This is a genomic window from Dechloromonas aromatica RCB (genome assembly GCF_000012425.1).
Genome location: NC_007298.1, coordinates 131,418 through 155,587, shown reverse-complemented (window position 1 = coordinate 155,587; position 24,170 = coordinate 131,418). Strand labels below are relative to the sequence as shown.

The 24,170-nt window shown below is 59.4% G+C and carries 29 protein-coding genes; 17 read left to right on the top strand and 12 right to left on the bottom strand.

The window, feature by feature from the left end:
• The first annotated feature begins 41 nt into the window (after nucleotides 1-41).
• The 9 genes from bluB to DARO_RS21430 are packed head-to-tail and all read left to right on the top strand — an operon-like array spanning nucleotide 42 to nucleotide 8,389.
• A complete protein-coding gene (bluB, locus tag DARO_RS00765; RefSeq protein ID WP_041224610.1) occupies nucleotides 42-788 on the top strand; it encodes a 5,6-dimethylbenzimidazole synthase in 747 nt (248 codons plus the stop codon).
• Nucleotides 785-1,699, top strand: coding sequence for an adenosylcobinamide-phosphate synthase CbiB (gene cbiB / locus DARO_RS00760; RefSeq protein ID WP_011285909.1), 915 nt, complete (start codon nucleotides 785-787; stop codon nucleotides 1,697-1,699). Before bluB ends, cbiB begins: the two co-directional genes overlap by 4 nt.
• Entirely contained in the window at nucleotides 1,692-2,684 is a 993-nt protein-coding gene (cobD, locus tag DARO_RS00755) for a threonine-phosphate decarboxylase CobD (protein WP_011285908.1), read from the top strand. The genes cbiB and cobD overlap by 8 nt, the downstream gene beginning before the upstream one ends.
• Nucleotides 2,681-3,571, top strand: a complete 891-nt coding sequence (locus DARO_RS00750) for a cobalamin-binding protein (protein WP_157037115.1) — start codon at nucleotides 2,681-2,683, stop codon at nucleotides 3,569-3,571. The genes cobD and DARO_RS00750 overlap by 4 nt, the downstream gene beginning before the upstream one ends.
• Nucleotides 3,572-3,575: 4 nt before the next feature.
• Nucleotides 3,576-4,367 (top strand): cobalamin-binding protein, encoded by a 792-nt coding sequence (locus DARO_RS00745; protein WP_011285906.1) that lies wholly within the window; start codon nucleotides 3,576-3,578, stop codon nucleotides 4,365-4,367.
• A 57-nt stretch (nucleotides 4,368-4,424) separates the two neighbouring features.
• The gene (locus tag DARO_RS00740) at nucleotides 4,425-4,760 is read left to right on the top strand and encodes a hypothetical protein (RefSeq protein WP_011285905.1); all 336 of its coding nucleotides are present in this window, start codon (nucleotides 4,425-4,427) and stop codon (nucleotides 4,758-4,760) included.
• Nucleotides 4,757-5,350 (top strand): SCO family protein, encoded by a 594-nt coding sequence (locus tag DARO_RS00735; RefSeq protein WP_011285904.1) that lies wholly within the window; start codon nucleotides 4,757-4,759, stop codon nucleotides 5,348-5,350. The genes DARO_RS00740 and DARO_RS00735 overlap by 4 nt, the downstream gene beginning before the upstream one ends.
• A 52-nt stretch (nucleotides 5,351-5,402) precedes the next feature.
• On the top strand, nucleotides 5,403-6,308 hold the full coding sequence (locus DARO_RS00730) for an ABC transporter substrate binding protein (protein ID WP_011285903.1): 906 nt from the start codon (nucleotides 5,403-5,405) through the stop codon (nucleotides 6,306-6,308).
• Nucleotides 6,305-8,389: a diguanylate cyclase gene (locus DARO_RS21430; RefSeq protein WP_011285902.1), complete on the top strand. Its 2,085-nt coding sequence runs from the start codon at nucleotides 6,305-6,307 to the stop codon at nucleotides 8,387-8,389. Before DARO_RS00730 ends, DARO_RS21430 begins: the two co-directional genes overlap by 4 nt.
• A gap of 15 nt (nucleotides 8,390-8,404) precedes the next feature.
• Here DARO_RS21430 and DARO_RS00720 read toward each other — a convergent pair whose 3' ends face one another.
• From DARO_RS00720 to DARO_RS22690, 3 genes are read right to left on the bottom strand one after another with little or no spacing between them, the layout of a single operon-like run.
• Nucleotides 8,405-10,444: a TonB-dependent receptor domain-containing protein gene (locus DARO_RS00720; RefSeq protein WP_011285901.1), complete on the bottom strand. Its 2,040-nt coding sequence runs from the start codon at nucleotides 10,442-10,444 to the stop codon at nucleotides 8,405-8,407.
• Complete coding sequence (locus DARO_RS00715) at nucleotides 10,425-11,045, bottom strand: PilZ domain-containing protein (RefSeq protein ID WP_011285900.1); 621 nt, start codon at nucleotides 11,043-11,045, stop codon at nucleotides 10,425-10,427. The genes DARO_RS00720 and DARO_RS00715 overlap by 20 nt, the downstream gene beginning before the upstream one ends.
• A gap of 38 nt (nucleotides 11,046-11,083) precedes the next feature.
• Nucleotides 11,084-11,293 (bottom strand): hypothetical protein, encoded by a 210-nt coding sequence (locus DARO_RS22690; RefSeq protein WP_157037114.1) that lies wholly within the window; start codon nucleotides 11,291-11,293, stop codon nucleotides 11,084-11,086.
• On the opposite strand from DARO_RS22690, the gene metX reads away from it, so the two are divergent.
• From metX to DARO_RS00700, 3 genes are read left to right on the top strand one after another with little or no spacing between them, the layout of a single operon-like run.
• Nucleotides 11,292-12,416, top strand: a complete 1,125-nt coding sequence (metX, locus tag DARO_RS00710) for a homoserine O-succinyltransferase MetX (RefSeq protein ID WP_011285899.1) — start codon at nucleotides 11,292-11,294, stop codon at nucleotides 12,414-12,416. The genes DARO_RS22690 and metX overlap by 2 nt on opposite strands.
• Nucleotides 12,413-13,024 carry a methionine biosynthesis protein MetW gene (gene metW / locus DARO_RS00705; RefSeq protein ID WP_011285898.1) on the top strand — a complete coding sequence of 204 codons (612 nt, stop codon included), beginning with the start codon at nucleotides 12,413-12,415 and terminating at the stop codon, nucleotides 13,022-13,024. The genes metX and metW overlap by 4 nt, the downstream gene beginning before the upstream one ends.
• The gene (locus DARO_RS00700) at nucleotides 13,024-14,292 is read left to right on the top strand and encodes an AmpG family muropeptide MFS transporter (RefSeq protein WP_011285897.1); all 1,269 of its coding nucleotides are present in this window, start codon (nucleotides 13,024-13,026) and stop codon (nucleotides 14,290-14,292) included. Before metW ends, DARO_RS00700 begins: the two co-directional genes overlap by 1 nt.
• Here the strand turns inward: DARO_RS00700 and DARO_RS00695 are convergent.
• From DARO_RS00695 to DARO_RS00675, 5 genes are all read right to left on the bottom strand, one after another.
• Nucleotides 14,276-14,584 carry a hypothetical protein gene (locus DARO_RS00695; RefSeq protein ID WP_011285896.1) on the bottom strand — a complete coding sequence of 103 codons (309 nt, stop codon included), beginning with the start codon at nucleotides 14,582-14,584 and terminating at the stop codon, nucleotides 14,276-14,278. The genes DARO_RS00700 and DARO_RS00695 overlap by 17 nt on opposite strands.
• Before the next feature lie 2 nt (nucleotides 14,585-14,586).
• Nucleotides 14,587-14,880, bottom strand: coding sequence for a YqjK-like family protein (locus tag DARO_RS00690; protein ID WP_011285895.1), 294 nt, complete (start codon nucleotides 14,878-14,880; stop codon nucleotides 14,587-14,589).
• Entirely contained in the window at nucleotides 14,877-15,284 is a 408-nt protein-coding gene (locus DARO_RS00685) for a phage holin family protein (RefSeq protein ID WP_011285894.1), read from the bottom strand. The genes DARO_RS00690 and DARO_RS00685 overlap by 4 nt, the downstream gene beginning before the upstream one ends.
• Before the next feature lie 4 nt (nucleotides 15,285-15,288).
• Nucleotides 15,289-15,603 carry a DUF883 family protein gene (locus DARO_RS00680; RefSeq protein WP_011285893.1) on the bottom strand — a complete coding sequence of 105 codons (315 nt, stop codon included), beginning with the start codon at nucleotides 15,601-15,603 and terminating at the stop codon, nucleotides 15,289-15,291.
• A gap of 77 nt (nucleotides 15,604-15,680) precedes the next feature.
• Nucleotides 15,681-16,460 (bottom strand): exodeoxyribonuclease III, encoded by a 780-nt coding sequence (locus tag DARO_RS00675; RefSeq protein ID WP_011285892.1) that lies wholly within the window; start codon nucleotides 16,458-16,460, stop codon nucleotides 15,681-15,683.
• A gap of 47 nt (nucleotides 16,461-16,507) precedes the next feature.
• On the opposite strand from DARO_RS00675, the gene pyrE reads away from it, so the two are divergent.
• Nucleotides 16,508-17,149, top strand: a complete 642-nt coding sequence (pyrE, locus tag DARO_RS00670; RefSeq protein ID WP_011285891.1) for an orotate phosphoribosyltransferase — start codon at nucleotides 16,508-16,510, stop codon at nucleotides 17,147-17,149.
• Nucleotides 17,124-17,789 (top strand): hypothetical protein, encoded by a 666-nt coding sequence (locus DARO_RS00665; RefSeq protein WP_198134083.1) that lies wholly within the window; start codon nucleotides 17,124-17,126, stop codon nucleotides 17,787-17,789. Before pyrE ends, DARO_RS00665 begins: the two co-directional genes overlap by 26 nt.
• On the opposite strand, the gene gatB is transcribed toward DARO_RS00665, so the two are convergent.
• Genes gatB through gatC form a run of 4 tightly spaced genes read right to left on the bottom strand, consistent with a single transcriptional unit; the run spans nucleotide 17,790 to nucleotide 21,531 of the window.
• Nucleotides 17,790-19,244, bottom strand: a complete 1,455-nt coding sequence (gatB, locus tag DARO_RS00660) for an Asp-tRNA(Asn)/Glu-tRNA(Gln) amidotransferase subunit GatB (RefSeq protein ID WP_011285889.1) — start codon at nucleotides 19,242-19,244, stop codon at nucleotides 17,790-17,792.
• A gap of 13 nt (nucleotides 19,245-19,257) precedes the next feature.
• A complete protein-coding gene (locus DARO_RS00655; RefSeq protein ID WP_011285888.1) occupies nucleotides 19,258-19,788 on the bottom strand; it encodes a hypothetical protein in 531 nt (176 codons plus the stop codon).
• A gap of 1 nt (nucleotide 19,789) precedes the next feature.
• Nucleotides 19,790-21,247 (bottom strand): Asp-tRNA(Asn)/Glu-tRNA(Gln) amidotransferase subunit GatA, encoded by a 1,458-nt coding sequence (gatA, locus tag DARO_RS00650; RefSeq protein ID WP_011285887.1) that lies wholly within the window; start codon nucleotides 21,245-21,247, stop codon nucleotides 19,790-19,792.
• Nucleotides 21,244-21,531, bottom strand: a complete 288-nt coding sequence (gene gatC / locus DARO_RS00645) for an Asp-tRNA(Asn)/Glu-tRNA(Gln) amidotransferase subunit GatC (protein WP_011285886.1) — start codon at nucleotides 21,529-21,531, stop codon at nucleotides 21,244-21,246. The genes gatA and gatC overlap by 4 nt, the downstream gene beginning before the upstream one ends.
• Before the next feature lie 101 nt (nucleotides 21,532-21,632).
• Between gatC and DARO_RS00640 the strand changes: the two genes are divergently transcribed.
• Genes DARO_RS00640 through mreD form a run of 3 tightly spaced genes read left to right on the top strand, consistent with a single transcriptional unit; the run spans nucleotide 21,633 to nucleotide 24,163 of the window.
• Nucleotides 21,633-22,676 carry a rod shape-determining protein gene (locus tag DARO_RS00640; protein ID WP_011285885.1) on the top strand — a complete coding sequence of 348 codons (1,044 nt, stop codon included), beginning with the start codon at nucleotides 21,633-21,635 and terminating at the stop codon, nucleotides 22,674-22,676.
• A gap of 30 nt (nucleotides 22,677-22,706) precedes the next feature.
• Nucleotides 22,707-23,642: a rod shape-determining protein MreC gene (gene mreC, locus DARO_RS00635; RefSeq protein WP_011285884.1), complete on the top strand. Its 936-nt coding sequence runs from the start codon at nucleotides 22,707-22,709 to the stop codon at nucleotides 23,640-23,642.
• A complete protein-coding gene (gene mreD / locus DARO_RS00630; RefSeq protein WP_011285883.1) occupies nucleotides 23,642-24,163 on the top strand; it encodes a rod shape-determining protein MreD in 522 nt (173 codons plus the stop codon). Before mreC ends, mreD begins: the two co-directional genes overlap by 1 nt.
• The last annotated feature ends 7 nt before the right edge of the window (nucleotides 24,164-24,170 follow it).

Here is a 24,170-nt window from a genome sequence, read left to right as displayed (position 1 = left end):
TGCATGGACAAGCAGTCATCGTTTTTCCACAAGGGGAATTCATGGAAAACCAGATTGACCATTCGTTTTCGGACGCCGAGCGCGCCGCCATCTATCGCACCATTTTCAATCGCCGCGACGTGCGCGGCCAGTTCCTGCCGGATCCGGTGCCGGACGAGGTGCTCAGCCGCGTACTGATGGCCGCCCACCATGCGCCATCGGTCGGTTTCATGCAACCGTGGAACTTTCTGCTCGTCCGCTCGCCCGAGGTCAAGCAGCGGGTCCGCGACATCTTCGCCAAGGCGCATGCGGAAGCCGCGATGATGTTCCCGGAGGGCAAGCGGGAAACCTACAACCAGCTCAAGCTCGAAGGCATCGTCGAATCGCCGATTAACCTGTGCATCACCTGCGACCGCGAACGGACCGGCCCGGTCGTCGTCGGCCGCACCCATATCAAGACGATGGACCTCTACTCCAGCGTCTGCGCCGTGCAAAACCTGTGGCTGGCCGCCCGCGCCGAAGGACTGGGCGTCGGCTGGGTCAGCATTTTCAACCAGCCGGAACTGCAGGCAGCGCTTGGTATCCCGAGCGAGATCGTGCCCATTGCCTACCTGTGCATCGGTTACGTCAGCCATTTCCACGACAAGCCGGAACTGGAAAAGACCGGCTGGCTGCCCCGCCTGCCGATTGCCGATCTGCTCTACTACGACCAGTGGGGCCAGGCCGATGTCGCCCGGAATGAGTCGCTGACCAACACGCTCGCCACCATGCAGGACGATATCCAGCAACGGGGCATCTTCCCGAAATGATGATGCCCGAGGGTGCCCTTGCCATGCCGGCCGCCGCCCTGGTCGCCGTGCTGCTCGACCGCCTGCTCGGCGAAGTGCGCCGTTTCCATCCGCTCGTTGGCTTTGGCAATCTGGCAGCCGCTATCGAAAAGCGCCTGAACAACCACCGTCTTGCCTCCGGCCTGTTTGCCTGGGCGCTGGCTGTCCTGCCGTTTGTCGGACTGGCCTGGCTGGTACGCCCCGTCACTCCCTTGACCGTCGACGTCGTTCTCCTCTACTTCGCACTCGGCGCCCAGAGCCTGTGCGAACACGCTGAAGCCATCGCCAAACCCTTGCGGGAAGGGCATCTTGACGAGGCACGGCAGCGCGTCAGCTGGATTGTTTCTCGCGAGACATCGACGCTGGATGAATCCGGCATCGCCAAGGCCGGCGTCGAGTCGATACTGGAAAATGGCAACGATGCCATCTTCGGCACGCTGTTCTGGTTTGCCCTGCTCGGCGGCCCCGGCGCCCTGCTCTTCCGGCTGGCCAATACGCTGGATGCAATGTGGGGCTACCGCACCGAGCGCTTCAACCTGTTCGGCCGTTTTGCCGCCCGTTTTGACGACGCCTTGAACTGGGTTCCGGCCCGCCTGACGGCCCTGACTTATGCCTTGCTCGGCCAGACCCGCAACGCCCTGGCCTGCTGGCGAACCCAGGCGCCGGGTTGGGACAGTCCGAATGCCGGGCCGGTAATGTCGGCCGGGGCCGGCAGCCTTGGCGTGCAACTCGGCGGGGCGGCGATCTATCACGGGCAAGTGGAAAGCCGCCCACCACTCGGTTCCGGTCCGCCCCCAGCGGCCGCCGACCTTGGCCGGGCGATCTCCCTGATCAGGCACAGCCTGTGGTTATGGTTGGCCGTACTTTTTGCGATTGGACTCCTGCATGCTTGAACACGGCGGCCGCCTGCGTGAAGCCGCGGCACACTACAACATCCCGCTGGAAAACTGGCTCGACTTGTCCACCGGCATCAATCCTGAGGCGTGGCCCGTCCCGGCGCTACCGCCGAGCGTCTGGCACCGCCTGCCGGAAAATCATGATGGACTGGAAGCTGCTGCCGCCGCCTATTACGGCAACGCCAACCTGCTGCCCGTCGCCGGCTCGCAAGCCGCCATCCAGTGGCTGCCGACCCTGCTGCCCCGCGGCGTCGTCGCCTGCATTTCACCGATCTACGCCGAGCATCCGCAAGCCTGGCAGCACGCCGGCCACAAGATTCGTTTCCTGCAAAATGCCCTGTTACCACGCGCACTTGCCGCAGCAACGCCCTACGTGCTGCTGTGCAATCCAAACAATCCGACCGCCGACCGCCATCCGCACGACGTCGCTCTGGATGCGGCCCGGCAACTGAAGAAACGTGGCGGCTGGCTGATTGTCGATGAGGCCTTCATCGACGCGACGCCGGAGGACAGCCTGACCCCGCTGGCCGGTAGCGAAGAAGCGCCGAACCTGATCGTCTTCCGTTCAATTGGCAAATTCTTCGGCCTGGCGGGCATCCGCGTCGGCTTCCTGTTCGCCGCCCCCGAACTGCTCGGTCGGATGAGCGAGGCCATGGGCCCGTGGACGATCAGTGGCCCGTCACGTGAAGCGGCCAAACTGGCCCTGCAGGATATCGCCTGGCAAGACGCTTCCCGCCCCCGCCTGCTGTCCGCCGGCGAGCGTTTGCACCAGATGCTTTCCCCCCTCGGCGAGGTCAAGTTCACTGCCTTGTTCGCGACGCTGACCTCGCACCACGCCAGTGAATTGCACGAAGCCCTCGCCCGCCAAGGCATCCTGACCCGTCGCTTCGACCAGCAGCCACTACTGCGCTTTGGCCTGCCCTGCAGCGAAGACCAATGGCAACGTCTGGGCAAGGCGCTTGCCGAATGGAAACCCGCATGAAAATCCGCTTGCTTTCAGCCTTGGCGACCGCCTTCGTCGTTTCCACCAACGCCCACGCCGACCTCGTCATCAAGGATGACATCGGCCAGGAAATCCGTCTCAAGGCCCCGGCCAAACGCATCGTTGCCCTCGCCCCCCACATCGCCGAGAGCCTGTATGCCGCGGGTGCCGGCGACCGGCTGGTCGGTACCGTCGAATACAGCGACTACCCGCCGGAAGCCAAGAAAGTGCCGCGGGTCGGCGGCTACTCGCGCGTCGACCTTGAGGCCATCGCGGCCCTCAAGCCTGATCTGGTCCTGGCCTGGGAGAGCGGCAACAACATGCCGCAGGTCGACAAACTGAAGGGGCTTGGCCTGACGGTCTATGTCTCACAGCCAAACAAGATCGAAAACGTGGCCGACCAGCTGGTTCGCCTGGGCCAGCTGGCCGGCACCGAGCCCGCCGCCAATGCGGCCGCCGAACGTTTCCGTAAACGGCTGGACGGCCTGCGCGCTGCCAACGTCGGCAAGCCGAAAGTACGCGTCTTTTATCAAATCTGGAAAACCCCGCTGATGACGGTCGGCGGCCCGCAGATCATCAGCGATGCGATCAAGCTATGCGGTGGCGACAATATATTCGGCCACCTCGCCAAGATGGCGCCAACGGTCAGTGTTGAAGCCGTGCTCGAAGCCGACCCCGAGGCCATCATTGCCACCGGCATGGGCGACGCCAAGCCGGAATGGCTGCACGACTGGGATAAATGGACACGGATGACGGCGGTCAAACGCGACAACCTGTTCCACATCAATCCGGACATCATGCAGCGCCATACGCCGCGCATCCTGGACGGCACCGAGAAACTTTGCGCCCACCTCGATGTCGCAAGAAGCCACCGCCCCGCCAAATAAAACCATGCCCCGCCTGCCCCAACGCATCGTCTGCCTGACCACCGAAACTGTCGAAGTGCTCTACGCCCTTGGCGAGCAGGACCGCATCGTCGGCATTTCCGGCTATACCGTTCGACCGCCCGAAGCCCGCAAGGAAAAACCGAAGGTCTTTGCCTTCACCAGCGGCGACATCGACAAGATTCTCGCCACCCAGCCCGATCTGGTGCTGACCTTTTCCGATCTGCAAAGCGAGATTTCGCGCGACCTGATCAAAGCAGGCATCCCGGTCTATGCCTTCAACACCCGCAGCATCGAGGACATCCTCGGCATGGTCGAAACCGTCGGCCGGCTGGTCGGGGCCGAGGCCAAAGCGCTGAAAATCGTCGCCGGACTGGAAGCAGAAATTGAAAAAGCCCGCGCCATCGCCGCCGAACGCTTCGCCCGCACCGGCAAAAAGCCACGCGTCTATTTCGAGGAATGGGACGAGCCGCTGATCAGCAGCATCCGCTGGGCCTCGGAGCTGATCGAAATCGCCGGCGGTGAGGATATTTTCGCCGAACAGGCCCGCTCACCGCTGGCCAAGGATCGCCGCCCAGCGCCTGAAGCGGTCATTGCCGCAGCGCCGGACATCATCATCGGCTCATGGTGCGGCAAGCACTTCCGCCCTGAACGCGTTGCCGCCCGCCCTGGCTGGGAAAGCATTCCGGCCGTCCGCAATGGGAAAATGCACGAAATCAAATCGGCAATTATTCTGACCCCAGGCCCCGTTGCAATCAGCGAAGGCCTGCCGCAATTGCTCGACATTTTTGATCTGTGAAAAGGCCGTGACCGGCCCATTGCCTATAATCGTCGTCCAAACTAAAGGATTCCGACCATGAAGATCGTTGCTCCGCTCCTCGCCCTGATCCTTGCTACTTTTGCCAATACCGGCTCGGCTGCCGATGCCGGTACCGAGGCTGTCGAAGCGCTCGGCCGCCTCAACGGCGTCGCCCTCGCCTGCCAGCAACCAGCCCTGGTCGCCCGCGCCCGCAATGCCGTGATCACCACCGCGCCAAAAACCCGCGGCTACGGTGAAGCCTTTGAGACCGCCACTAACGCTTCCTATCTCGAACAAGGCAAGGGTTCTGCTTGCCCCGATGCGGCAACGCTGGCCAGCAATATGGCCGCGGCTGAACAACGCCTGAAGTCGGCCTTCGCCGGCAGCCAATGATCCGTCTCCTCGCTTTTCTCTTCATCCTTTTAATCACCGGCCCTGCTGCCGCGCAGGCAACCCATAGTCTTGAGTTACTCAAGGAAGGGAGCACCGAGGGGATAAATCCACGCTACCTGCTACAGGACCCGAACGGACGTTCCGTGACCAGCGAGGATTTTCGCGGACGCTATCAACTGATCGCCTTCGGCTACACCTATTGCCCAGACATCTGCCCGACCACACTGGTCGAAATGGCCGAAATCCTGAAACAGCTGGGCAAAGAGGCAAAAAACATCCAGGCCATTTTTATTTCCGTCGACCCGGAACGCGACACCGGCAAGATTCTCAAGACCTATACCGAGTTCTTCGACCCCCGCATTCTCGGCCTCACCGCTTCACCGGCGCTCGTCCGGCGCACTGCCGAGAATTTCAAGGTACGCTACGCCAAAGTTCAGGAACCCGGAGCCACTTCAGACCGTTACGCCGTCGACCATTCTGCCGGCATGATCCTGCTTGGTCCGGATGGCAACTTCATCAAGAAGTTCGCATTTGCCATGCCTGTGTCGGAAATCACGGAACAGATCAGCAATCTGATCAACAATCGTTAACCTGTGTAATACCCTCATTGCATTGGCATAGCCGCCATGCGATATTCCGCTGATGCTCAGGTTGCCCCGCTTTATCCTGATTTTACTGATTGCCCTTGCCACGCCGGCTTGGGGCGGCAGCATTGCGCTCGTTCTCAGCGAAAATGGCGGCATGTATGGCGAATTCGCCAACACCCTTGATGAGTCGCTGAGCGGTACTGCCTGGAATATTGTCTCCACCAGCGCCGGTGATTCGCCAGCAACGGCAGCCAGACCACCCGATCTGGTCGTCACGGTCGGCAGCGAAGCGCTGCGCCGGACATTGAGCCGCGGCGAGAGCACCCCGATCATCGCGACCCTGTTGCCGCGGCAGACTTACGAAAAAATCCTGACCGAGCATCGGCGGACTTCCGGGCGCATCACCGCCATCTATCTCGACCAACCCGCCAACCGCCAGGCCGTTTTCTTGCGCCATCTCCTGCCGGATCAGAAGCGATTCGGCATACTTTTCAGCAGTGAAACAAGAAACTCGGCCAGCCAGTACCGCCAGGCATTCGCGTGGGCCGGCCTGGTGCTGGACAGCGAGGACAGCGATACCGAAAAGACACTCCTGCCGGCCCTGAATGCCCTGCTCACGAGAAGCGGCGCCCTGGTCGCGCTTCCCGATGCCAGCATCTACCATCGCAACAATATCAAGGCCATTCTGATCACCGCGTTCCGCCTCCAGCGACCGGTTATCGGCTACTCCACGGCCTTTGTCACGGCCGGTGCGCTGGCCGCACTGCACAGTACCCCGAGCCAGATAGCCCGCCAGACGGCGGACATGATCGTCAATAGCGGCACCAACCTGACGCCCCCGACCGGGCCGACCCAGTTTGCCATTGCCATCAATCCAAATGTTGCACAGGCACTGGGACTCAACATTCCCGATGAAGCGTCGCTACGACGCGCCATCCTTGCTGACAGGGATGCACGATGAATCGTCTCACCCTCCGCCATCGCCTGCTGTTGCTAACGCTGCTCCCCAGCACGTTAATTGCCATCGCCCTGGTCACTTATTTCACCTTCAGCGGCATCAAGACGCTGGAAGGTGAACTTCGCCTCAAGGGCATGGCCACCGTCCGCTACCTGGCTCCGATCAGCGAATACGGAATCATCGCGGGTCAGGTTGAAGGGCTGCACGGGCTAGCCCAAGCTACCGTCCAGGAATCCGGCGTCAAGGCGGCCATCGTCGTTAATCAGAAAGGCCGCACTATCGCCGTTAGTGGCCGGGTTTCACTGGCGGCTGACGAGCTTCGCCAGATTCTGAGCGAACCCAAGCAAGTCGCCGAAACCGACCAATGGATCGCCTTTGGCGCACCGGTAAAACGCTCGATGAGCGACACCGACCAGCTCTTTGAAACCAATGCCGGCAAGCCCGCCATTCCCGAAGTCATCGGTCACGTCTTTGTCGAGTTCGACAAGACCGAGTTGGCCAACAAGCAACGCCAGCTCCTGCAGCGCGGCTTGGTCATCGTCCTCCTGGGTTTGCTCGTACTCGCTGCCATGGCCATCGCCATGGCGGACAATCTGGCCAAGCCCGTCATGCGCCTGGTTCAGGCCGTGAAAGACATGTCGTCCGGCCGGCTGGACACCCGTGTGCCAGCCAGCTCCAGTGGTGAACTCGGCGTCCTCGAAAATGGCTTCAACGAAATGGCGGCAAAGATCGAGGAAGTGCATCACTCGATGCAGACCCGGATCGAGGAGGCTACCGCCCAACTCGCCTTCCAGGCTCGCCACGACGCACTAACCGGCCTGCTCAACCGGCGAGAATTCGAGCACCGCCTGGAAAAAGCACTGGCCAGCGTTCAGGCCGGCGGTGACGAATTTGCCATCCTGTTCCTCGACCTCGACCGATTCAAGCAGGTCAATGACACCTGTGGCTATCTGGCCGGCGACGAACTGCTACGCCAGATGGCGCTGCTCTTCCAGGGCCGCTTGCGCGAGGAAGACACTTTGGCTCGACTGGGCGGTGACGAATTCAGCATCATGCTGGCCAACTGCACCGGCGCGCGCGCCTTGCAAGTCGCCGATGACATTTGCGGCCTTGCCGCCGCCTATCGCTTTATCTGGCAGGACAAGGTTTTCGCCATCGGCGCCAGCGTTGGCATCACCACGGTCAACCGCAAGGTGCGCAACATCAACGAAATCCTCGCCGCCGGCGATGCCGCCTGCCATCGCGCCAAAGAAAGCGGCCGCAACCGTGTCTGCGAACAAGAAGTGACCTTCAATCAGGAACGCCGCCATGAAGCCAGCAATTGGGCCAGTCGCATTGCCAATGCCCTCTCCGAGGACCGGTTGCTGGTCGAGGCAGTGCCCTTGCGCGCCCTCCAGCACGCTGCCAGCGGACATGTCGTCGAACTGACGGCTCGCCTCAACGAGCCTGGCCAGCCCCCAGTCGCCCTCGCCGCACTGATCGACGCAGCCGAACGCTATGACCTGGCGCCCGCCATCGACCGACGCCTGATCGATACCGCCATCGCGGCGCAGGCGCGCGCCAAACGTCAGCATCGCAACCTGTATTGCCTAGTGCCGCTCTCACGTAGCTCGATCAGCAGCCGGGAAACAATCGACTACATCGCCCGCAGCCTGTCCAGCCAGAACATGGCCGGCAACAAACTCTGCTTCATGTTTTCCGAAGACATCCTGACCCATCTGACCAGTCAGGCCATGGAATTCTCTCGCCAAGTACATACCCTTGGTTGCCAGATTGGTCTGGACGATTTTGGTGGGGGGCTATCGTCTTTCAGCCACCTGCGCAGCATCACCCCCAGCCACGTCAAGCTGAGCCGCAGCCTGACCCGGGATCTTGGTGGCAACCGGGCGTCTACCGCCTTGCTGCGGGCAGTTCAGGAAATTACGGCGGACCAGCACATCCGTTCGATCGCCGAAGACATCGACGATCTGGATACGCTGGAACAACTCAAGGATCTCGGGATCGATTACGCGCAGGGCAAGGCCATCGCGCCCAACGAGCCCTTCGAAGTCTGGTTTGAAGGCGCTGTCATGCGCTCAGGCTAGATCTGACTCAGGCCATCAGAAATCAAGCCGCAGACTGACCCACTGCCGCCGATCAACAATACGGTCAGACGGTTCTGCATTCCATTTGTACTCGTTGTGCGCCCCGTTCAATGACTGGACGGTGTAAGCAACTTCGCCGCCCTGCCCGCTCCAGCGGAACGGGTAGGCCAGACGAGCATCGAAGCGCCGGTATTTCTGCGACCATGAATTCGTCGACCATTTCATCCGGTCTTGCCAATACCCCGCCACCGAAAAATCCAGATTCCAGGGCAGTTTCTGCATCAGGAGCAGCGATGATGAACGGTGCGGCATCGAATACTCGGTCTGTTCACGAATCGCCACACTTTTATCGGCACTTCCCAAAGTGTTATTGGGATTGAGCAGCGCCGATTGCAAATAGCTACTGCCAATATTGGCAAATGTCTGATTCAGCACAATCCGGGTCGAATCGAACGCTTGCCACTTGTATTGATACTCGAAGCCACGAATCCAGACTTTCTGGATCGGCATGATCGTGTCCGGAATCAGATTGTTGCCGATGTTCTGATCAATCGACAGCAGGCGATCACGGATCGTTTCATTGAACACACGTAGATCAAGGCTCATCCGCCTTTCGCGCCAGTCTCCCAGATAACCGATTTCCAGCGTATCCATTCGCTCGGGCGGCATATTCGGGTTCGCCGCAAACTGGTACTTGGGCAAGCCGCCGCTAACGGTCCACCAATCCCCCCGGTAATTCAGGATGCTTCCGGTCCGATAAGCGCGCGAATAGCCGGTACGAATCGTGTTCTCCGGGCTCAGGTGAAAACTGCCGCTGACCCTGGGGGCCGTATGAAAGCCGGCCATCGAATCGTTCTCTCCGGAAATACCTGCATTGCCGGTGAACCAGTGTGCTGGCTTCCATTCAAGATTGCCAAAAATCCGTGCCAGATCCCGCTGCACAGCCCCCTGCCCAGGCAAGGTCCAGTCCGAACGCAAGCTGTCGGTACGCCAGCTTGCCCCCCAGACCAGCCGCGATGTGTCGACCAGCTTCAGGGTATTCTGGATCTCAAGCTCGTGCCTGGCACCTTCGTCACCGGACTGGTTAACCCGGTAGATTCGTCCTCCGAACGGAACGGAGAACTCATCAGACGAGCGGTCCACGACATACGAGTAGCGCAATTGCAGATCCGATGTTGGCGACAACACCCGGCGCCACAAGAACTGAACATAGACATCCGTCTGGCGCATGTCGCGAATCGGATCCTCCGGTTTCTGCTGCCATGTCGTCGTGTTCAACCGGCCCCGCTGCGTCACGCCCTCGACCTGCCCAATGCTGAACTGCAGACTGTCCCGGTCGCTCAACGAGAAATCGGAACGAAAATCGAACAGTCGTGACCGGAACGAATCGATCCAGTCCCAACGGTTATTCAAACCATCATCATTCTGCTGCTTGTAAGTGAAACGGAAATCGCCGACATCCCCGATCCGCCCACCAGCCCGCACAGCGTAATCACGAACATTCTGGCTACCGTAACTGGTGGACATTGAAAAACCGTGAGCCAGCGCCGGGTCAACAGTAATGATATTGACGACCCCGAGGAAGGCATTGCTGCCGTAAGACACCGCATTGGTGCCGCGTACGACCTCTATTCGTTCGATATCCTCGAGCGCCACCGGAATCGTGGCCCAATTGACCCCATTGCTGAACAATGGCGAATGCAACGAGCGTCCATCCACCAGAACCTGCAGGCGTGGCGAATACTCGCCATCCGACATGCCGTGATAAGTAACCTGGGCAGCCTCGGTATTGTTGGGAAAGGTCTGAAAACCCGGAACCAGCCGGAAAACATCACTCAGATCACGCGCCCCGGAAGCCTTGATCAACTCCCGATCAATAACGGTGACCGAAGTAGGCGCATCGGCAATCCGCTGCGGTAAACGACTGACCGAGGCAACTACCGGCAACTCACTGAAATAGACTGTCTCATCATCCGCCCAGGATGCATCGACCCACACCCCGGCCAAGGCCGTGAGCAGAAGGCTGCGCGAAACGCTATTCCAAGGTCTGGCCACGCCCTGGTGTCTCCGGTACCGAATCCCCGGGCACGGCTTGGGCAAACTTCCATGCCTCGGCAAAACACTGCGACTGAGCGCCAATGGTCACGCCATGCCGAGTGGTCGCCACCAGACATAGCGCCAGACCAGCCTGCTCAACAGCTGTCACGCTTTCAACATCGATTTCATCGACGCCCATCCGCGTCAGGGCATGCATGAAATCGTTACGCAATGCGCCGGAAAGCCCACCGGTGATACGCATGATTTTCTTGCCGCCCAATTCGTGGACGGAGAGAATCGACGCATTGCCATCAAGCAGCGCCTGATTGATCGCATCCTCAATCAGAATCTGGCTGATCGGCCCGGGTTGAAAACGCACCCCAAAGACATCACCGACCCGGCTCACTACGGCAGCAGGAACATCAATCAACGGCGACTGGAAAATACGAAACTCGCAGCCGACATTGTGTGAAATTTCCAGGGGCATGGAAGTCCGCACCATCAGCCCGGACAGCGACAGGTTCTCGATCACCCCTTCACCAACCGCCCCGCCGTAACCAAGGCTTATCGTCGGTAATGAAGCAAACCGAATTCGCAGATGCCGTCTTTGATCCAACATTTGGTCCAGATCTTTCTAAAAGTTTGTTTTTTGTGAGTTTAACAAAACTTGAAGCCCCCACCATCATTGCATAAATCATTCGTTTCATTGACTTTTAACGCCCTGCTGGGTATTGTCTGCAGACGCTGAAAGCACTTCAGCGGCGCCGATTTGAGCTCTGATTGCGGGCGCTTATAAATACAGCTAAAACGGGAACCACCCAGTTCGCGTTTTTCAGCCAACTGGGTTTTTGTTTTCAGGAACAGCATGCCAGGACAATCCGTCGGCGCCGTCCAGCCACAGCGCGCCCACTTCGACCAGCCACTGCATTTGCGCAGCGGCGGGGTTCTGCCGGCCTACGATCTGGTCTACGAGACCTACGGCACGCTCAATGCAGCCAAGTCGAATGCCATTCTCGTCTGCCACGCCCTTTCCGGTCATCATCATGTGGCCGGCCACTATGCGGATCAGCCCGACAACATCGGCTGGTGGGACAACATCGTCGGCCCCGGCCGACCACTCGATACCGATAAATTCTTCATTGTCGGCCTGAACAACCTCGGCGGCTGTCATGGCTCGACCGGTCCGTCATCGCTCAATCCAGCGACAGGCAAACCCTGGGGTGCCGACTTCCCGATCGTTGCCGTCAATGACTGGGTCCATGCCCAGGCAAGATTGGCTGACCTGCTCGGCATCGACAGCTGGGCTGCCGTCATGGGTGGCAGTCTGGGCGGCATGCAGGCCCTGCGCTGGAGCATCACCTTCCCGGAGCGGGTGCGCAACGCCATCGTGATTGCCGCTGCCCCCAAGCTCTCGGCGCAGAACATCGCCTTCAATGACGTCGCCCGCCAGGCCATCCTGACCGACCCTGATTTCCACGGCGGCCACTACTACGAACATAACACCCGACCAGTCCGTGGCTTGCGGCTGGCGCGCATGCTCGGCCATATCACCTACCTGTCCGATGACCAGATGGGCGAAAAATTTGGCCGTGAACTGCGCAACAGCGCCTTTTCCTTCGGCTATGGCGTCGAATTCGAGGTCGAATCGTATTTGCGCTACCAGGGCGACAAATTTGCCGGTTACTTCGACGCCAATACCTATCTCTTGATGACCAAGGCACTCGATTACTTCGATCCGTCCCGAGAAGATGATGGCAACCTGACTGCCACCATGGCACGTACGCAGGCCAATTTCCTGATTGCCTCATTCACCACCGACTGGCGATTCACCCCGGCACGCTCCAAGGAAATCGTCGCCGCGCTGCTCGCCAATGGACGCAATGTGTCCTACGCTGAAATTGACCTGAATTTCGGCCACGACTCTTTCCTGATGGAAGATGCCCACTATCACGGCGTCGTCGACGCCTATCTGCGGAACATCAAGCTATGACGCATACCTTGGGCCGCCCCGATTTTGAAGTCATTGCCGGCTGGGTTGAACCGGGCCATCGCGTCCTCGACCTCGGCTGCGGCGATGGCACGCTACTCAAGCACCTGATCGAGACCCGCGGCGTTCATGGCGTCGGCGTTGAAATCGACGACGCCAACATCCTGGCTGCCATCAAGAACGGTATCAACATCATCCAGGGTAATCTGGAGCGCGGCCTCGACGAATTCGCCGACCAGGCCTTCGACCATGTTGTGCTGTCGCGCACCCTGCAAACCGTTCGTCACACCGAAGGCATCCTGCGTGAAATGCTGCGCGTCGGCCGCGAAGCCGTCGTTTCCTTCCCGAACTTCGCTTACTGGAAAAACCTGCGTTCGGTCCTCGACGGCCGCATGCCGGTGTCCGAAGACCTGCCCTATCAATGGTACGACTCGCCCAATGTCCGCTTTTTCACACTGCTCGACTTCGAGGCATTGTGCGAGCAAATGGGACTGATCATCCGCGAACGCCATGTGCTGGATGAAGACGGCAATATCGTCCATAACACCGACAACCGCGAAATCAATTTCCTCGGCAGCCTGGCGGTCTATCGCCTGACGCAAAACCGCTGATGCCGCCCTGGCTTTCGGCCCTGCTCACCCGGAAGATGCTGATCTGCATCTTTACGGGATTTTCGTCCGGCCTGCCGCTCTACCTGCTCCTCAACCTGCTGCCTGCCTGGCTACGTAGCGAGGGCGTGGACCTCAAGACCATCGGCTTCTTCGCGCTGATCCAGTTTCCCTACACCTGGAAATTCCTCTGGTCGCCCCTGCTCGACCGCTACAGCCTGCCAGGCTTCGGCCGCCGCCGCGGCTGGATGCTGATCACGCAAATCGGCCTGCTGTTCTCGATCGGTTTCCTCGGCGGGTTCAATCCGAAGGAAAGCATCTGGCCGATCCTCTGGCTCGCTACCCTGCTTTCGCTGCTTTCAGCCACTCAGGACATCGCCGTGGATGCCTTTCGGCGGGAAATCCTGGGCGACAACGAACTTGGCCTGGGCAATGCCGTGCATGTCAATGCCTACCGGATCGCCGGCCTGATTCCCGGCTCGCTATCGCTGATTATTGCCGATCGCCTACCCTGGAACGAAGTCTTCTGGATTACCGGCGCCTTTATGATTCCGGGCATGGCCATGGCCTGGCTGGTCACGGAACCGACGATCAAGGGCGCACCCAAAACGCTGCGTCAGGCCGTCACCGAGCCTTTCCACGAATTCATAGGCCGCCAGGGCTGGCGGGGTGCCATCACGGTACTCGGCTTCATCTTCCTGTACAAACTGGGCGATAGTCTGAGTACCGCGCTGGCCACCCCGTTCTATCTGGACATGGGCTTCACCAAGACCGACATCGGCCTGATCGCCAAGCATGCGGGGCTATGGCCGGCAGTCATCGGCGCCCTGCTCGGCGGACTGTGGATGGTTCGGCTGGGCATTAACCGAGCCCTATGGCTATTCGGTGTAGTTCAACTGGTATCCATCTTCGGTTTCGCCTGGCTGTCCAGCCAGGGACACTACGACAGCATCGGGGCCAGCGAGCGGATTGCGCTGGCTTTCGTTATCGGCCTTGAGGCCCTTGGCGTCGGATTGGGAACGGCAGCCTTTGTTGCCTTCATTGCGCGTTCGACGCATCCGGCTTACACGGCCACGCAAATGGCCCTATTCACCAGCCTGGCTGCGGTGCCGCGCACCTTCATCAATGCCTCGGCAGGATGGCTGGTTGAAAACCTTGGCTGGTACGGTTTCTTTTGGCTGTGTGCCGGCCTGGCAGTACCGGGGATGGTCCTTCTACTGAAAGTCGCCCCGTGGAACGAGCGTCCAGACTCGGCTACTCGCCCCGTCTAAGACGGCGGCGATCCAACCACCACGCATACACCGGAAGCATCAGGACCGATCCCGGCAGAAGCAGCGCAATCAGATAGGGCGACAGGTGAGCCATCCGTCGAAGATGTGACAGAAGCGCTTCTTTCTCAGTCGGCGTCCAGCCTTCACCATTGCGAGCCTTCATCAACAACGGCATCATGCCGCGCGTCGAAACCAATTCAGCCAGTACTCGCCTTGCTTCGCGCCGTTGCAATGAAATGATTTGCCGCCACCAGCCAGGCAGCACAGCCTCTTCGGATGGGCCTGTGGCCATGCTTACCGCACGCCGGACAAGGAACTCTTGATGGCCTGCCAACCGCGCCACAGGAAAAAGCTGCGCCGAGCCCAGCGCCAGGCACGTTTCGGCCGGGCAATGACCGCGACAGCGACGGCGATCCCGATAGCTGCCGGGTGATGCTTCAGCCAATCAACGCCCTTCAGGACGGTATCGCCCTTGGCCAAGGCCGCCTCAAGAGGCTCGGCATGCCTGGTCAGCTGACGACGCTGCTCGTCGATACGTGCCTTCAGCGCACCATGCCGCGTTGCCAGCTCAAGCAGCTTAGGATTCATTCTGATTTGTTGCGATAGCGGCGCAGTTGCACCATATCTGCTTCCAGTTCGGACAGACTGGATTTGAACATTTTACTCGGCTGACTGGCTTGCCGCTTCAGCGACCCAACAAGGAGCGCACCGCCGCCAATGAACAGGACAGCAAAGATGCCGAAGACGACGACCCTTTGTTCCCAGAACGCCAGCGCAACACAGCAGACCGCCATGACGACACCCAAGGCCAGCAGAAACGCGGCACCGATGGCCTTGGCCCAGAGCGACATGAGGCGTAATTTCTCCTCCTCCAGCTCGGTAACCAGGAGTTCGGCCCGCGTCTTCCCTATCGCAATCAGCGTCGCGAGGATATTCTTCAAGGCGGCAAAGAGACCTTCGCGGCCTCCATCACCGCCTGACTGCTGTGTCATGCGCTTAACGACGACCGATCAGCACACCGAGGGCCAGGCCCAATGCGGCAGCAACGCCGACAGCCTTCCACGGCTCTTCGTGCACGAAATCATCGGTCGCACGGGCAGCAGCCTTGGTCTTGTCAACCAGCGCCACTTCAAGATCGATCACACGCTCTTTGGCATCGCGCAGACGAACACCCAAACGCTCACGCAGTTCGCCCACTTTGTCACCGGCTGCACCGGCAGTGGCACGCAGCAATTCTTCGGTATCGGAAATCACAATCTTGAGATCGGAGACCAGCTTTTCCTTGTTGGCAGCAGCGATTTGTTCAGACATTTTTCAACCTCGTTAGACAAGTAAGCAGAGCTACAGGTTATCCCGACGACGCAGCGAAATCAATGCACTTTGGATGCTTATTTGAAGTCGTAATCGATGATCAGCGGGGCATGATCGGAAAATCGCTCGTCCTTGTAGACCTCGGCCTGCACTGCCATTACTGCGATACCCGGGGTAGCGATCTGGTAGTCGATTCGCCAACCGACGTTCTTGGCCCAGGCCTGGCCGCGATTGCTCCACCACGTGTAGCAGGCATCCGTGGTTTCGGGGTGCAGGCGGCGATAAACATCAACCCAGCCCTGCTCCTCGAACAGCCGGGACAACCAGGCACGTTCTTCAGGCAAGAAACCGGAGTTTTTCTGGTTTGATTTCCAGTTTTTCAGATCGATGGCCTGATGGGCGATATTCCAGTCACCACACAGCACGATTTCACGGCCTTCGGCACGCAACGCCAGCATCTGCGGGAAGAAGACATCGAGAAAGCGAAACTTTGCCTCCTGGCGCTCGGGCGAAGAGGACCCCGAAGGCAGATAAAGAGAAATCACCGACAAATTGCCAAAATCGGCTCGGATGTAGCGCCCCTCGGCATCGAATTCACCGCCATCGAAGCCTTCGATCACCCGATCCGGTTTTTCCCTACTCCAGATACCAACGCCGCTGTAACCCTTCTTTTCGGCACAGTGATAGAAAGCCTGCATGCCATCCGGGGCCATCATTTCTGGCGTCAGGTCGGGTAACTGGGCCTTCAGTTCCTGCAGACAAATGACGTCCGCGTTCTGAGCCGCTACCCACGGCAAGACATTTTTACTCCATGCGGAGCGGATACCATTGAGATTCAGGGAGATGATGCGTAACATTGTGATCGAATCGGTCGTATTTTTCCGACCTGCAGGAATAGAGGATTATGGATTTTCGTCAGGATTTCATCGAATTTGCAGTTGGCTGCCAAGTATTGCGTTTTGGCGAATTCAAAACCAAGGCAGGAAGGCTTTCACCCTACTTTTTCAATGCCGGACTGTTCAACGACGGCAACTCGCTTGGACGTCTGGCCGAATTCTACGCCAAAGCAGCAGAAGCCGGCGGCGTCCAGTTCGACATGCTTTTCGGCCCGGCCTACAAGGGCATTCCGCTGGTGGCTGCCATTGCCATATCGCTTGCTCAGCGCGGCAAGAATTTCCCTTTTGCCTTCAACCGCAAGGAAGCCAAGGACCATGGCGAGGGCGGCAACATCGTCGGCTCGCCATTGACCGGACGTGTCCTGATCGTCGATGACGTTATTTCCGCCGGAACTTCCGTGCGCGAATCAGTCGAACTGATCCGCGCCGCCGGCGCCACCCCGGCAGGCGTATTGATTGCGCTGGATCGCCAGGAGCGCGGACAGGGCGAACTCTCGGCAGTGCAGGAAGTCCAGCGCGACTATGGCATCCCCGTCGTCGCCGTTGCCGGGCTCAAGGACCTGATGACCTTCCTAGCCGAGCGCCCGGATTTTGCCAACCATCGCGAGGCCGTTGCCCACTACCGTGAGCAGTACGGGGTCGATGCCTAAGCGGGCACTCCTTACCCTTCTCCTGTTGCTGGCCACTTCAGCACAGGCAGCCGGAGAGTTCTACTGCTGCCACGATCCGGTCAGCGGTCGCCGGGTCTGTGGCGACACGCTGCCCGAACAATGTCGTGGCCGTGCCTATCGGGTCCTCGACAGCGGCGGCAATATCATCAAGGAAGTGGGGCCACCGCTCACGCCTGAGCAAAAGGCCGAGCAAATCGTTGAAAACCGTCGCAAGAAACAGCTTGAAGATGCCAGCCGCGAGCAACGCCGCCGGGACCAGGCGCTGCTCGATACCTACACGACGCCTGAAGATATCGACCTGGCGCAACAAAAAGCCGAGGCCGACGTGAACTTCGCCATTCTGTCGACCATTGCCCGCATTGATGCTGCCCGCACCAAGCGCAAAAAGTTTGCTGATGAAGCCGAGTTTTACAAGAAAAAGGCACTCCCCGCCGAACTCGACAAGGAACTGCGCGCCATTGACCACGAAATCAGGCTGCAGCAGGAACTGCTCGATATCAAGAAGAAGGACTTCGAGTCAATCAAAGCCAAGTACGATGCGGACCGCAAGCGCTACTTCGAATTGACCCGCCGACCGCCGGCTGCGCCTTACAGTGGCGCGGCGCCAGCAACTCGCTGATTAACCCGCCAGTTTCTGCTTCAGCAGGTCATTGACCTGCTGCGGGTTGGCCTTGCCCTTGGCTGCTTTCATCACTTGGCCAACCAGCGCATTGAACGCCTTTTCCTTGCCAGCCTTGAATTCAGCCACGTTGGCAGCATTGGCAGCGAGCACTTCGTCCACCAAAGCTTCGATGGCGCCAGTATCGGTAATCTGCTTCAAGCCTTGCTTGTCGATGACCTCATCTGCCGTCGCCCCTTCGCCATTCCACAAGGCTTCGAAAACCTTCTTGGCGATGTTGTTGGAAATGGTGCTATCGGCAATCCGCTGGATCAGACCGGCCAGTTGAGCCGCTGAAACCGGCGAATCGGCAATATCCTTGCCATCCTTGTTGAGACGGGCCGCCAGATCGACCATCACCCAGTTGGCACAGGGCTTCGCATTGGCCTTGCCGGCAATCGCGACGACAGCCTCGAAATAATCGGCAATTTCCTGACTTGCCGTCAGCGCGCTGGCATCGTAGGCGGAAAGACCCAAGTCGCCGGCAAAACGCTCGCGTCTCTGCACTGGCAACTCTGGCATTTCACCTTGAACGCGGGCGATCCATTCGGCCGGAATCATCAACGGCAATAGATCGGGGTCTGGGAAGTAGCGGTAATCGTGCGCGTCTTCCTTGCTCCGCATCATGCGCGTCTCGCCGGTATCCGGGTCGAACAGCACTGTGGCCTGCTGAATCTTGCGGCCTTCCTCGATTTCATTGATTTGCCACTGGACTTCGAAATCGATGGCTTCCTTCATGAACCGGAAGGAGTTGAGATTCTTGATCTCGCGGCGAGTGCCAAATTCGGCCTGGCCTTTCGGGCGCACCGAAACATTGGCGTCACAGCGGAAGGAGCCTTCCTGCATGTTTCCGTCGCAGATGCCGATCCAGCGGACCAGCGCATGCAATGCCCGGGCATAGGCGACCGCTTCGTCGGACGAACGCATGTCCGGTTCGGAAACGATTTCGAGCAATGGCGTACCAGCCCGATTCAGGTCGATACCCGACTTGCCATGAAAATCTTCATGCAGCGACTTGCCGGCATCTTCTTCAAGATGGGCACGGGTCAGACGAACGATTTTTTCGTATGCCTTGTCGCCCTGCCCGACCTGCAGCGTGATGTTGCCGCCAACCACCACCGGCAGGTCCATCTGGCTGATCTGGTAGCCCTTGGGCAGATCCGGATAAAAGTAGTTTTTGCGGGCAAAAACGGACTTCTGCGCCACCTCGGCACCAATCGCCAAGCCAAAGCGGATGGCGCACTCGACTGCTTTCTTGTTCAACACTGGAAGAACGCCGGGCAGCGCGAGATCAACCGCGCAAGCCTGGGTATTCGGTTCGGCACCAAACGCCGTCGAGGCGCCGGAAAAAATCTTCGAAACCGTCGAGAGCTGCGCATGCGTCTCGATGCCGATTACCACTTCCCACTGAGTCATAGCTTCATCCGTTTTAGAAACATTGCCCGCTCTTCGCCTCGACCATGATCGGCCAGAGGTAGTCGAAAGCCTTTCCCTCGCAGGACTTGGGGCAACTGTTGAATGCAATCGTTACTTTGGGACCCTGCTCCCACATGCGAACCAGGCAATCCGACTGCTTCTTGTGGCGCAGCAGCGCCTGCGGCAGCTTCTCGACCTGCTCGAAGTCGTCCAAGTTGAAGCGACAGGTGCCGTAGCCCTTCATGCTGACCTGGGCATCGAATTTCTTGACATCGGCCTCCTTGACCAGCAGATCGAGCCGGGTCTGGGTGCCGATCGCGTCCTTGTGCGAGCAGCGCGAACGAACGTTGAGCGGGCGCGTCGGTTGCGGCTTGAGGTTGCGGTTAGCCAGGTACTTCAGGGTCGAATTCTTGAATTTCGGTGTCTCTTCGGCAGCCGCCGGCTTTTCGGCACTCGATTGCGCCGCAGGCTCCTCCGGAGTTTTGGGCGTTTCTGCGCAACTGACCAACATCAGCGCAGCCAGCAGAGTCCAAAGGAGGCGCATCTTATTCAATGCCACCCGGGCGACGTTGATGCCAATCGGTCGCCTGTTGATAGCGATGAGCGACATTGAGCAAGCGGTTCTCGGCAAAATAATTGCCGATCAGTTGCAGGCCAACCGGCAAACCACCGACAAAACCACAGGGAATCGACATGCCGGGCAGGCCAGCCAGATTAACCGCAATCGTATAGATGTCCGACAGGTACATCTGTACTGGATCAGCAGCCTTTTCACCGAGCTTGAAGGCGGTCGAAGGTGAGGTTGGGCTCATGATCACATCGCAATGCTTGAAAGCCTCGACGAAATCGTTGGCGATCAGACGGCGAATGCGCTGAGCCTGCAGATAATAGGCGTCGTAGTAGCCATGCGACAGCACATAGGCACCGATCAGGATGCGGCGCTTCACTTCTGCACCGAAGCCCTGGGCTCGGGTTTTCATGTACATGTCGTCCAGATTGCCGTACTCCGGGGCACGATAGCCATAGCGCACACCGTCGAAACGCGACAGGTTGGAACTGGCCTCGGCCGGTGCGATCACATAGTAGGCTGGCACCGACAAGTGGGAATTGGGCAGAGAAATTTCGACGCAGGTCGCACCGAGCTTCTCGTATTCGGCAATCGCAGCACGCACGGCGGCCATCACCTCGGCATCACAACCTTCGCCAAAGAATTCCTTGGGCAAACCGATGCGCAAACCATCAAGCGGCTTGTCGAGATCGCGGGCATAGTCTTCGACCGGACGCTCAAGCGAGGTCGAATCACGTTCGTCGAAACCGACCATCGTGTTGAGCAGCAGGGCGCAATCCTCAGCGCTGGCCGCCATCGGACCGCCCTGATCAAGCGACGAGGCAAAAGCGATCATCCCATAGCGGGAAACCACGCCATAAGTCGGCTTCAGACCGGTCAAGTTGCACAGCGCGGCTGGCTGGCGGATCGAGCCGCCAGTGTCGGTGCCGGTGGCCGCCGGAGCCAGACGGGCGGCAACTGCCGCGGCCGAACCACCAGACGAACCGCCCGGTACGCGTTGGGTATCCCAGGGGTTACGCACTGAACCGAAGAAAGAGGTTTCATTCGACGAACCCATGGCGAATTCGTCCATGTTCGTCTTGCCGAGCGACACCAATCCGGCTTCGGCGTGCATCTTGCGGATGACCGTCGCATCGTAGGGCGAGACGAAGTTGGCCAGCATTTTGGAGCCGCAGGTGCTCAGCCAGCCCTCGGCGCAGAAGATATCCTTCTGGGCGATGGGAATGCCGGTCAATGGGCCGGCCGTGCCGGCAGCGATGCGCGCATCCGCGTCGCGGGCCATTTGCAGGCTTTTCTCGCGATCAACCGTCACGAAGGCATTCAGAGTCGGATTCAGACGCTCGATGCGATCGAGGAACAACGACGACAATTCGACGCTGGAAACCTTCTTCGCGGCCAAGGCCAGCGACAATTCTTTCAGGCTGGCGTTGATCATTCGATCACCTTCGGCACAAGGTAGAGCCCTGCTTCGATTTCCGGGGCGACGGCCTGATAGGCGGCACGGCGATCACCCTCGGAAACTGCATCTTCACGCAGGCGCTGGCTGACATCCTGGGCATGCGCCATCGGCTCGATACCAGTGGTATCAACCGCCTGCATTTGTTCGATCAACTGGAAGATGCCGTTGAGGTGGCCCTGGGTGGTCAAGGCCTCGTCATCACTGATCTCGATTCGGGCGAGATGGGCGATGCGCTTAACCTGTTCTAATGTGAGCGACATGGGTGCCAAAGACTTTTTTGCAGTGCACAAAGTCTTAAAATGGAAAGCGTTATAAGGTATCATAAAAGTTTTCCCTACCGCACCCCCCAAGCGGAGCATACATGTTTGGTTTCCTCAGCAAATACTTCTCGAACGACCTCGCCATTGACCTTGGTACTGCCAACACGCTGATCTATGTGCGTGCTCGCGGCATCGTTCTGGACGAGCCGTCGGTCGTCGCCATCCGCCTCGAAGGCGGCCCCAATGCCAAAAAGACCATCCAGGCCGTCGGCCGGGAAGCCAAGGATATGCTTGGCAAGGCACCGGGTACCATCACTGTTATCCGCCCGATGAAGGACGGCGTGATTGCCGACTTCACCGTCACCGAGCAAATGCTCAAGCAATTCATCAAAAAGGTGCACGACTCGAAGCTGTTCAGCCCGAGCCCGCGCATCATCATCTGCGTTCCGTCCGGCTCGACCCAGGTCGAACGCCGCGCCATCCGCGAATCCGCCCTCGGCGCCGGTGCCAGCCAGGTTTACCTGATTGAGGAGCCGATGGCGGCTGCGATCGGTGCCGGCCTGCCGGTTTCCGATGCAACGGGCTCCATGGTCGTCGACATCGGCGGCGGCACCACCGAAGTTGGTGTCATCTCGCTCGGCGGCATGGTCTATGCCGGTTCCGTGCGCGTCGGCGGCGACAAGCTGGACGAAGCGATCATCAATTACATCAGCCGCAACTACGGCATGATGATCGGCGAGAACACCGCCGAAAACATCAAGAAGAACATCGGTTCCGCCTTCCCGGGCGCCGAGGTCAAGGAAATGGAAGTTTCCGGCATCAACAAGGCCGAAGGCATCCCGCGCAAGTTCACGATTTCGTCCAACGAAATCCTTGAGGCGCTGACCGACCCGCTGAACCAGATCGTTTCCGCCGTGAAGTCCGCGCTGGAAAAGACTCCGCCCGAACTCGGTGCCGACATTGCCGAAAAGGGCATGGTATTGACTGGCGGCGGCGCCCTGCTCCGCGACCTCGACCGTCTGCTGATGGAAGAAACCGGCCTCCCTGTGATCGTTGCCGATGAGCCCCTGACCTGTGTTGCCCGCGGTTGCGGCATGGCACTGGAAAAGATGGACAAGCTGGGCAGCATTTTTGCCTCGGACTAAACCTTGATCGCAGCAAGGCAGGATTGAACGATGGCCGGCCTCGACCACGCGCCTCCACCGTTCTTCAAGCGAGGGCCAGCACCGCTGGCCCTTCTGACTTTCTACATCGCCGTTTCATTGGCGATTTTTGTGCTCGACCTGCGCTTCAAGAGCCTTGAATTACTGCGCCAGAGCATCGCTCTGGTCATCGACCCGGTGCAGCGCGTTGCCCAGACACCGGGTAGCCTGGTCGACTACGCGGCCAGTTATCTGCAAGGCCTGCGCGCCCTGCAACTAGAAAATGGCGAGCTAAAACACAATCAGCTGACAACCGCGCCCAATCTGCAGCGCTTGGCCCAACTCGAAGTTGAGAATGAGCGGTTGCGCAAGCTGCTGGCGGTCAAGGAACGCGAAAAGGCCAACGGTCAGGTTACCCAGATTCTGTACACTGCCCGCGACCCGTTCTCGCGCAAGGTCATTGTGGACAAAGGCCAGCAGGCTGGTATTGTCGCCGGGCAACCCGCCATTGATGAGGCCGGGGTAGTCGGTCAGGTTACCCGCGTTTTCCCGTTCTCGGCTGAAATCACCCTGATTACCGACAAGGATCAGGTCGTGCCGGTCCAGGTTGTGCGTAGTGGCCAGCGCTCAGTCGTTTTCGGCCTCGGCAACGGCCAGCTGGAATTGCGTTACATGCCCGCCAACGCCGACATCCAGATTGGCGATATTCTGGTCACCTCCGGACTGGACGGCATCTACCTGGCCGGCTTCCCGGTCGCCAAGGTCGTCGATATCGAGCGCGACAGCGCCTATTCCTTCGCCCGTATCTTCTGCGTACCCATTGCTGGCGTCGAAAATTTTGGCGAAGTGATGGTGCTTGACCCGCGCAAGGCGCTGCCGCCGGCACCGCCAGAGTCATCCGGACGTCCGGGCAGTTCCGACAAACCAAGCCTGCGCAAGAAAAAGAAAACCGCTGGAAAAGAACACTGATGCAACCAACCTTTTCCTCATCCCGCATTCTGTTGCCGGTCCGGCCTTGGTTCATATTCTTCAGCCTGATCGCCGCCGCGCTCCTCAACTTCCTGCCAACGGCACACTGGCCAGGGATGCCGGACTGGATTGCACTGGTCCTGTGTTTCTGGAGCGTTCGAGAGTTCCGCAAGGTCGGCATGGGCTGGGGCTTCGCACTCGGTCTGCTGATGGATGTCGCCGATGGCGCGGTGCTTGGCCAGCATTGCTTCGCCTACGTGATACTGGCCTACACCGCGGCCTCGCTGTCACGGCGCATCCTCTGGTTCCCGCTCGTCCAGCAGGCCCTGCAAATCATGCCGCTCTTACTCGCGGCGCAGGTATTGCAGGCCTTGATGCGCCTTGCCGTGGGCGCCGACTTCCCCGGCTGGGGCTATTTCGTGGGCCCGTTGATCGCTACGCTGCTCTGGATTCCCGCCACCTTCATCCTGCTCCTGCCGCAGTACCGGCCGGTCGAGCAAGACCCCAACCGCCCGATTTGATGCTAAG

Coding starts and splice junctions, on each gene's coding strand:
- bluB (WP_041224610.1), top strand. CDS start 42: ATGGAAAACCAGATTGACCATTCGTTTTCGGACGCCGAGCGCGCCGCC.
- cbiB (WP_011285909.1), top strand. CDS start 785: ATGATGATGCCCGAGGGTGCCCTTGCCATGCCGGCCGCCGCCCTGGTC.
- cobD (WP_011285908.1), top strand. CDS start 1,692: ATGCTTGAACACGGCGGCCGCCTGCGTGAAGCCGCGGCACACTACAAC.
- DARO_RS00750 (WP_157037115.1), top strand. CDS start 2,681: ATGAAAATCCGCTTGCTTTCAGCCTTGGCGACCGCCTTCGTCGTTTCC.
- DARO_RS00745 (WP_011285906.1), top strand. CDS start 3,576: ATGCCCCGCCTGCCCCAACGCATCGTCTGCCTGACCACCGAAACTGTC.
- DARO_RS00740 (WP_011285905.1), top strand. CDS start 4,425: ATGAAGATCGTTGCTCCGCTCCTCGCCCTGATCCTTGCTACTTTTGCC.
- DARO_RS00735 (WP_011285904.1), top strand. CDS start 4,757: ATGATCCGTCTCCTCGCTTTTCTCTTCATCCTTTTAATCACCGGCCCT.
- DARO_RS00730 (WP_011285903.1), top strand. CDS start 5,403: ATGCTCAGGTTGCCCCGCTTTATCCTGATTTTACTGATTGCCCTTGCC.
- DARO_RS21430 (WP_011285902.1), top strand. CDS start 6,305: ATGAATCGTCTCACCCTCCGCCATCGCCTGCTGTTGCTAACGCTGCTC.
- DARO_RS00715 (WP_011285900.1), bottom strand. CDS start 11,045: ATGTTGGATCAAAGACGGCATCTGCGAATTCGGTTTGCTTCATTACCG.
- metX (WP_011285899.1), top strand. CDS start 11,292: ATGCCAGGACAATCCGTCGGCGCCGTCCAGCCACAGCGCGCCCACTTC.
- DARO_RS22690 (WP_157037114.1), bottom strand. CDS start 11,293: ATGCTGTTCCTGAAAACAAAAACCCAGTTGGCTGAAAAACGCGAACTG.
- metW (WP_011285898.1), top strand. CDS start 12,413: ATGACGCATACCTTGGGCCGCCCCGATTTTGAAGTCATTGCCGGCTGG.
- DARO_RS00700 (WP_011285897.1), top strand. CDS start 13,024: ATGCCGCCCTGGCTTTCGGCCCTGCTCACCCGGAAGATGCTGATCTGC.
- DARO_RS00695 (WP_011285896.1), bottom strand. CDS start 14,584: ATGGCCACAGGCCCATCCGAAGAGGCTGTGCTGCCTGGCTGGTGGCGG.
- DARO_RS00690 (WP_011285895.1), bottom strand. CDS start 14,880: ATGAATCCTAAGCTGCTTGAGCTGGCAACGCGGCATGGTGCGCTGAAG.
- DARO_RS00685 (WP_011285894.1), bottom strand. CDS start 15,284: ATGACACAGCAGTCAGGCGGTGATGGAGGCCGCGAAGGTCTCTTTGCC.
- DARO_RS00680 (WP_011285893.1), bottom strand. CDS start 15,603: ATGTCTGAACAAATCGCTGCTGCCAACAAGGAAAAGCTGGTCTCCGAT.
- DARO_RS00675 (WP_011285892.1), bottom strand. CDS start 16,460: ATGTTACGCATCATCTCCCTGAATCTCAATGGTATCCGCTCCGCATGG.
- pyrE (WP_011285891.1), top strand. CDS start 16,508: ATGGATTTTCGTCAGGATTTCATCGAATTTGCAGTTGGCTGCCAAGTA.
- gatB (WP_011285889.1), bottom strand. CDS start 19,244: ATGACTCAGTGGGAAGTGGTAATCGGCATCGAGACGCATGCGCAGCTC.
- DARO_RS00655 (WP_011285888.1), bottom strand. CDS start 19,788: ATGCGCCTCCTTTGGACTCTGCTGGCTGCGCTGATGTTGGTCAGTTGC.
- gatA (WP_011285887.1), bottom strand. CDS start 21,247: ATGATCAACGCCAGCCTGAAAGAATTGTCGCTGGCCTTGGCCGCGAAG.
- gatC (WP_011285886.1), bottom strand. CDS start 21,531: ATGTCGCTCACATTAGAACAGGTTAAGCGCATCGCCCATCTCGCCCGA.
- DARO_RS00640 (WP_011285885.1), top strand. CDS start 21,633: ATGTTTGGTTTCCTCAGCAAATACTTCTCGAACGACCTCGCCATTGAC.
- mreC (WP_011285884.1), top strand. CDS start 22,707: ATGGCCGGCCTCGACCACGCGCCTCCACCGTTCTTCAAGCGAGGGCCA.
- mreD (WP_011285883.1), top strand. CDS start 23,642: ATGCAACCAACCTTTTCCTCATCCCGCATTCTGTTGCCGGTCCGGCCT.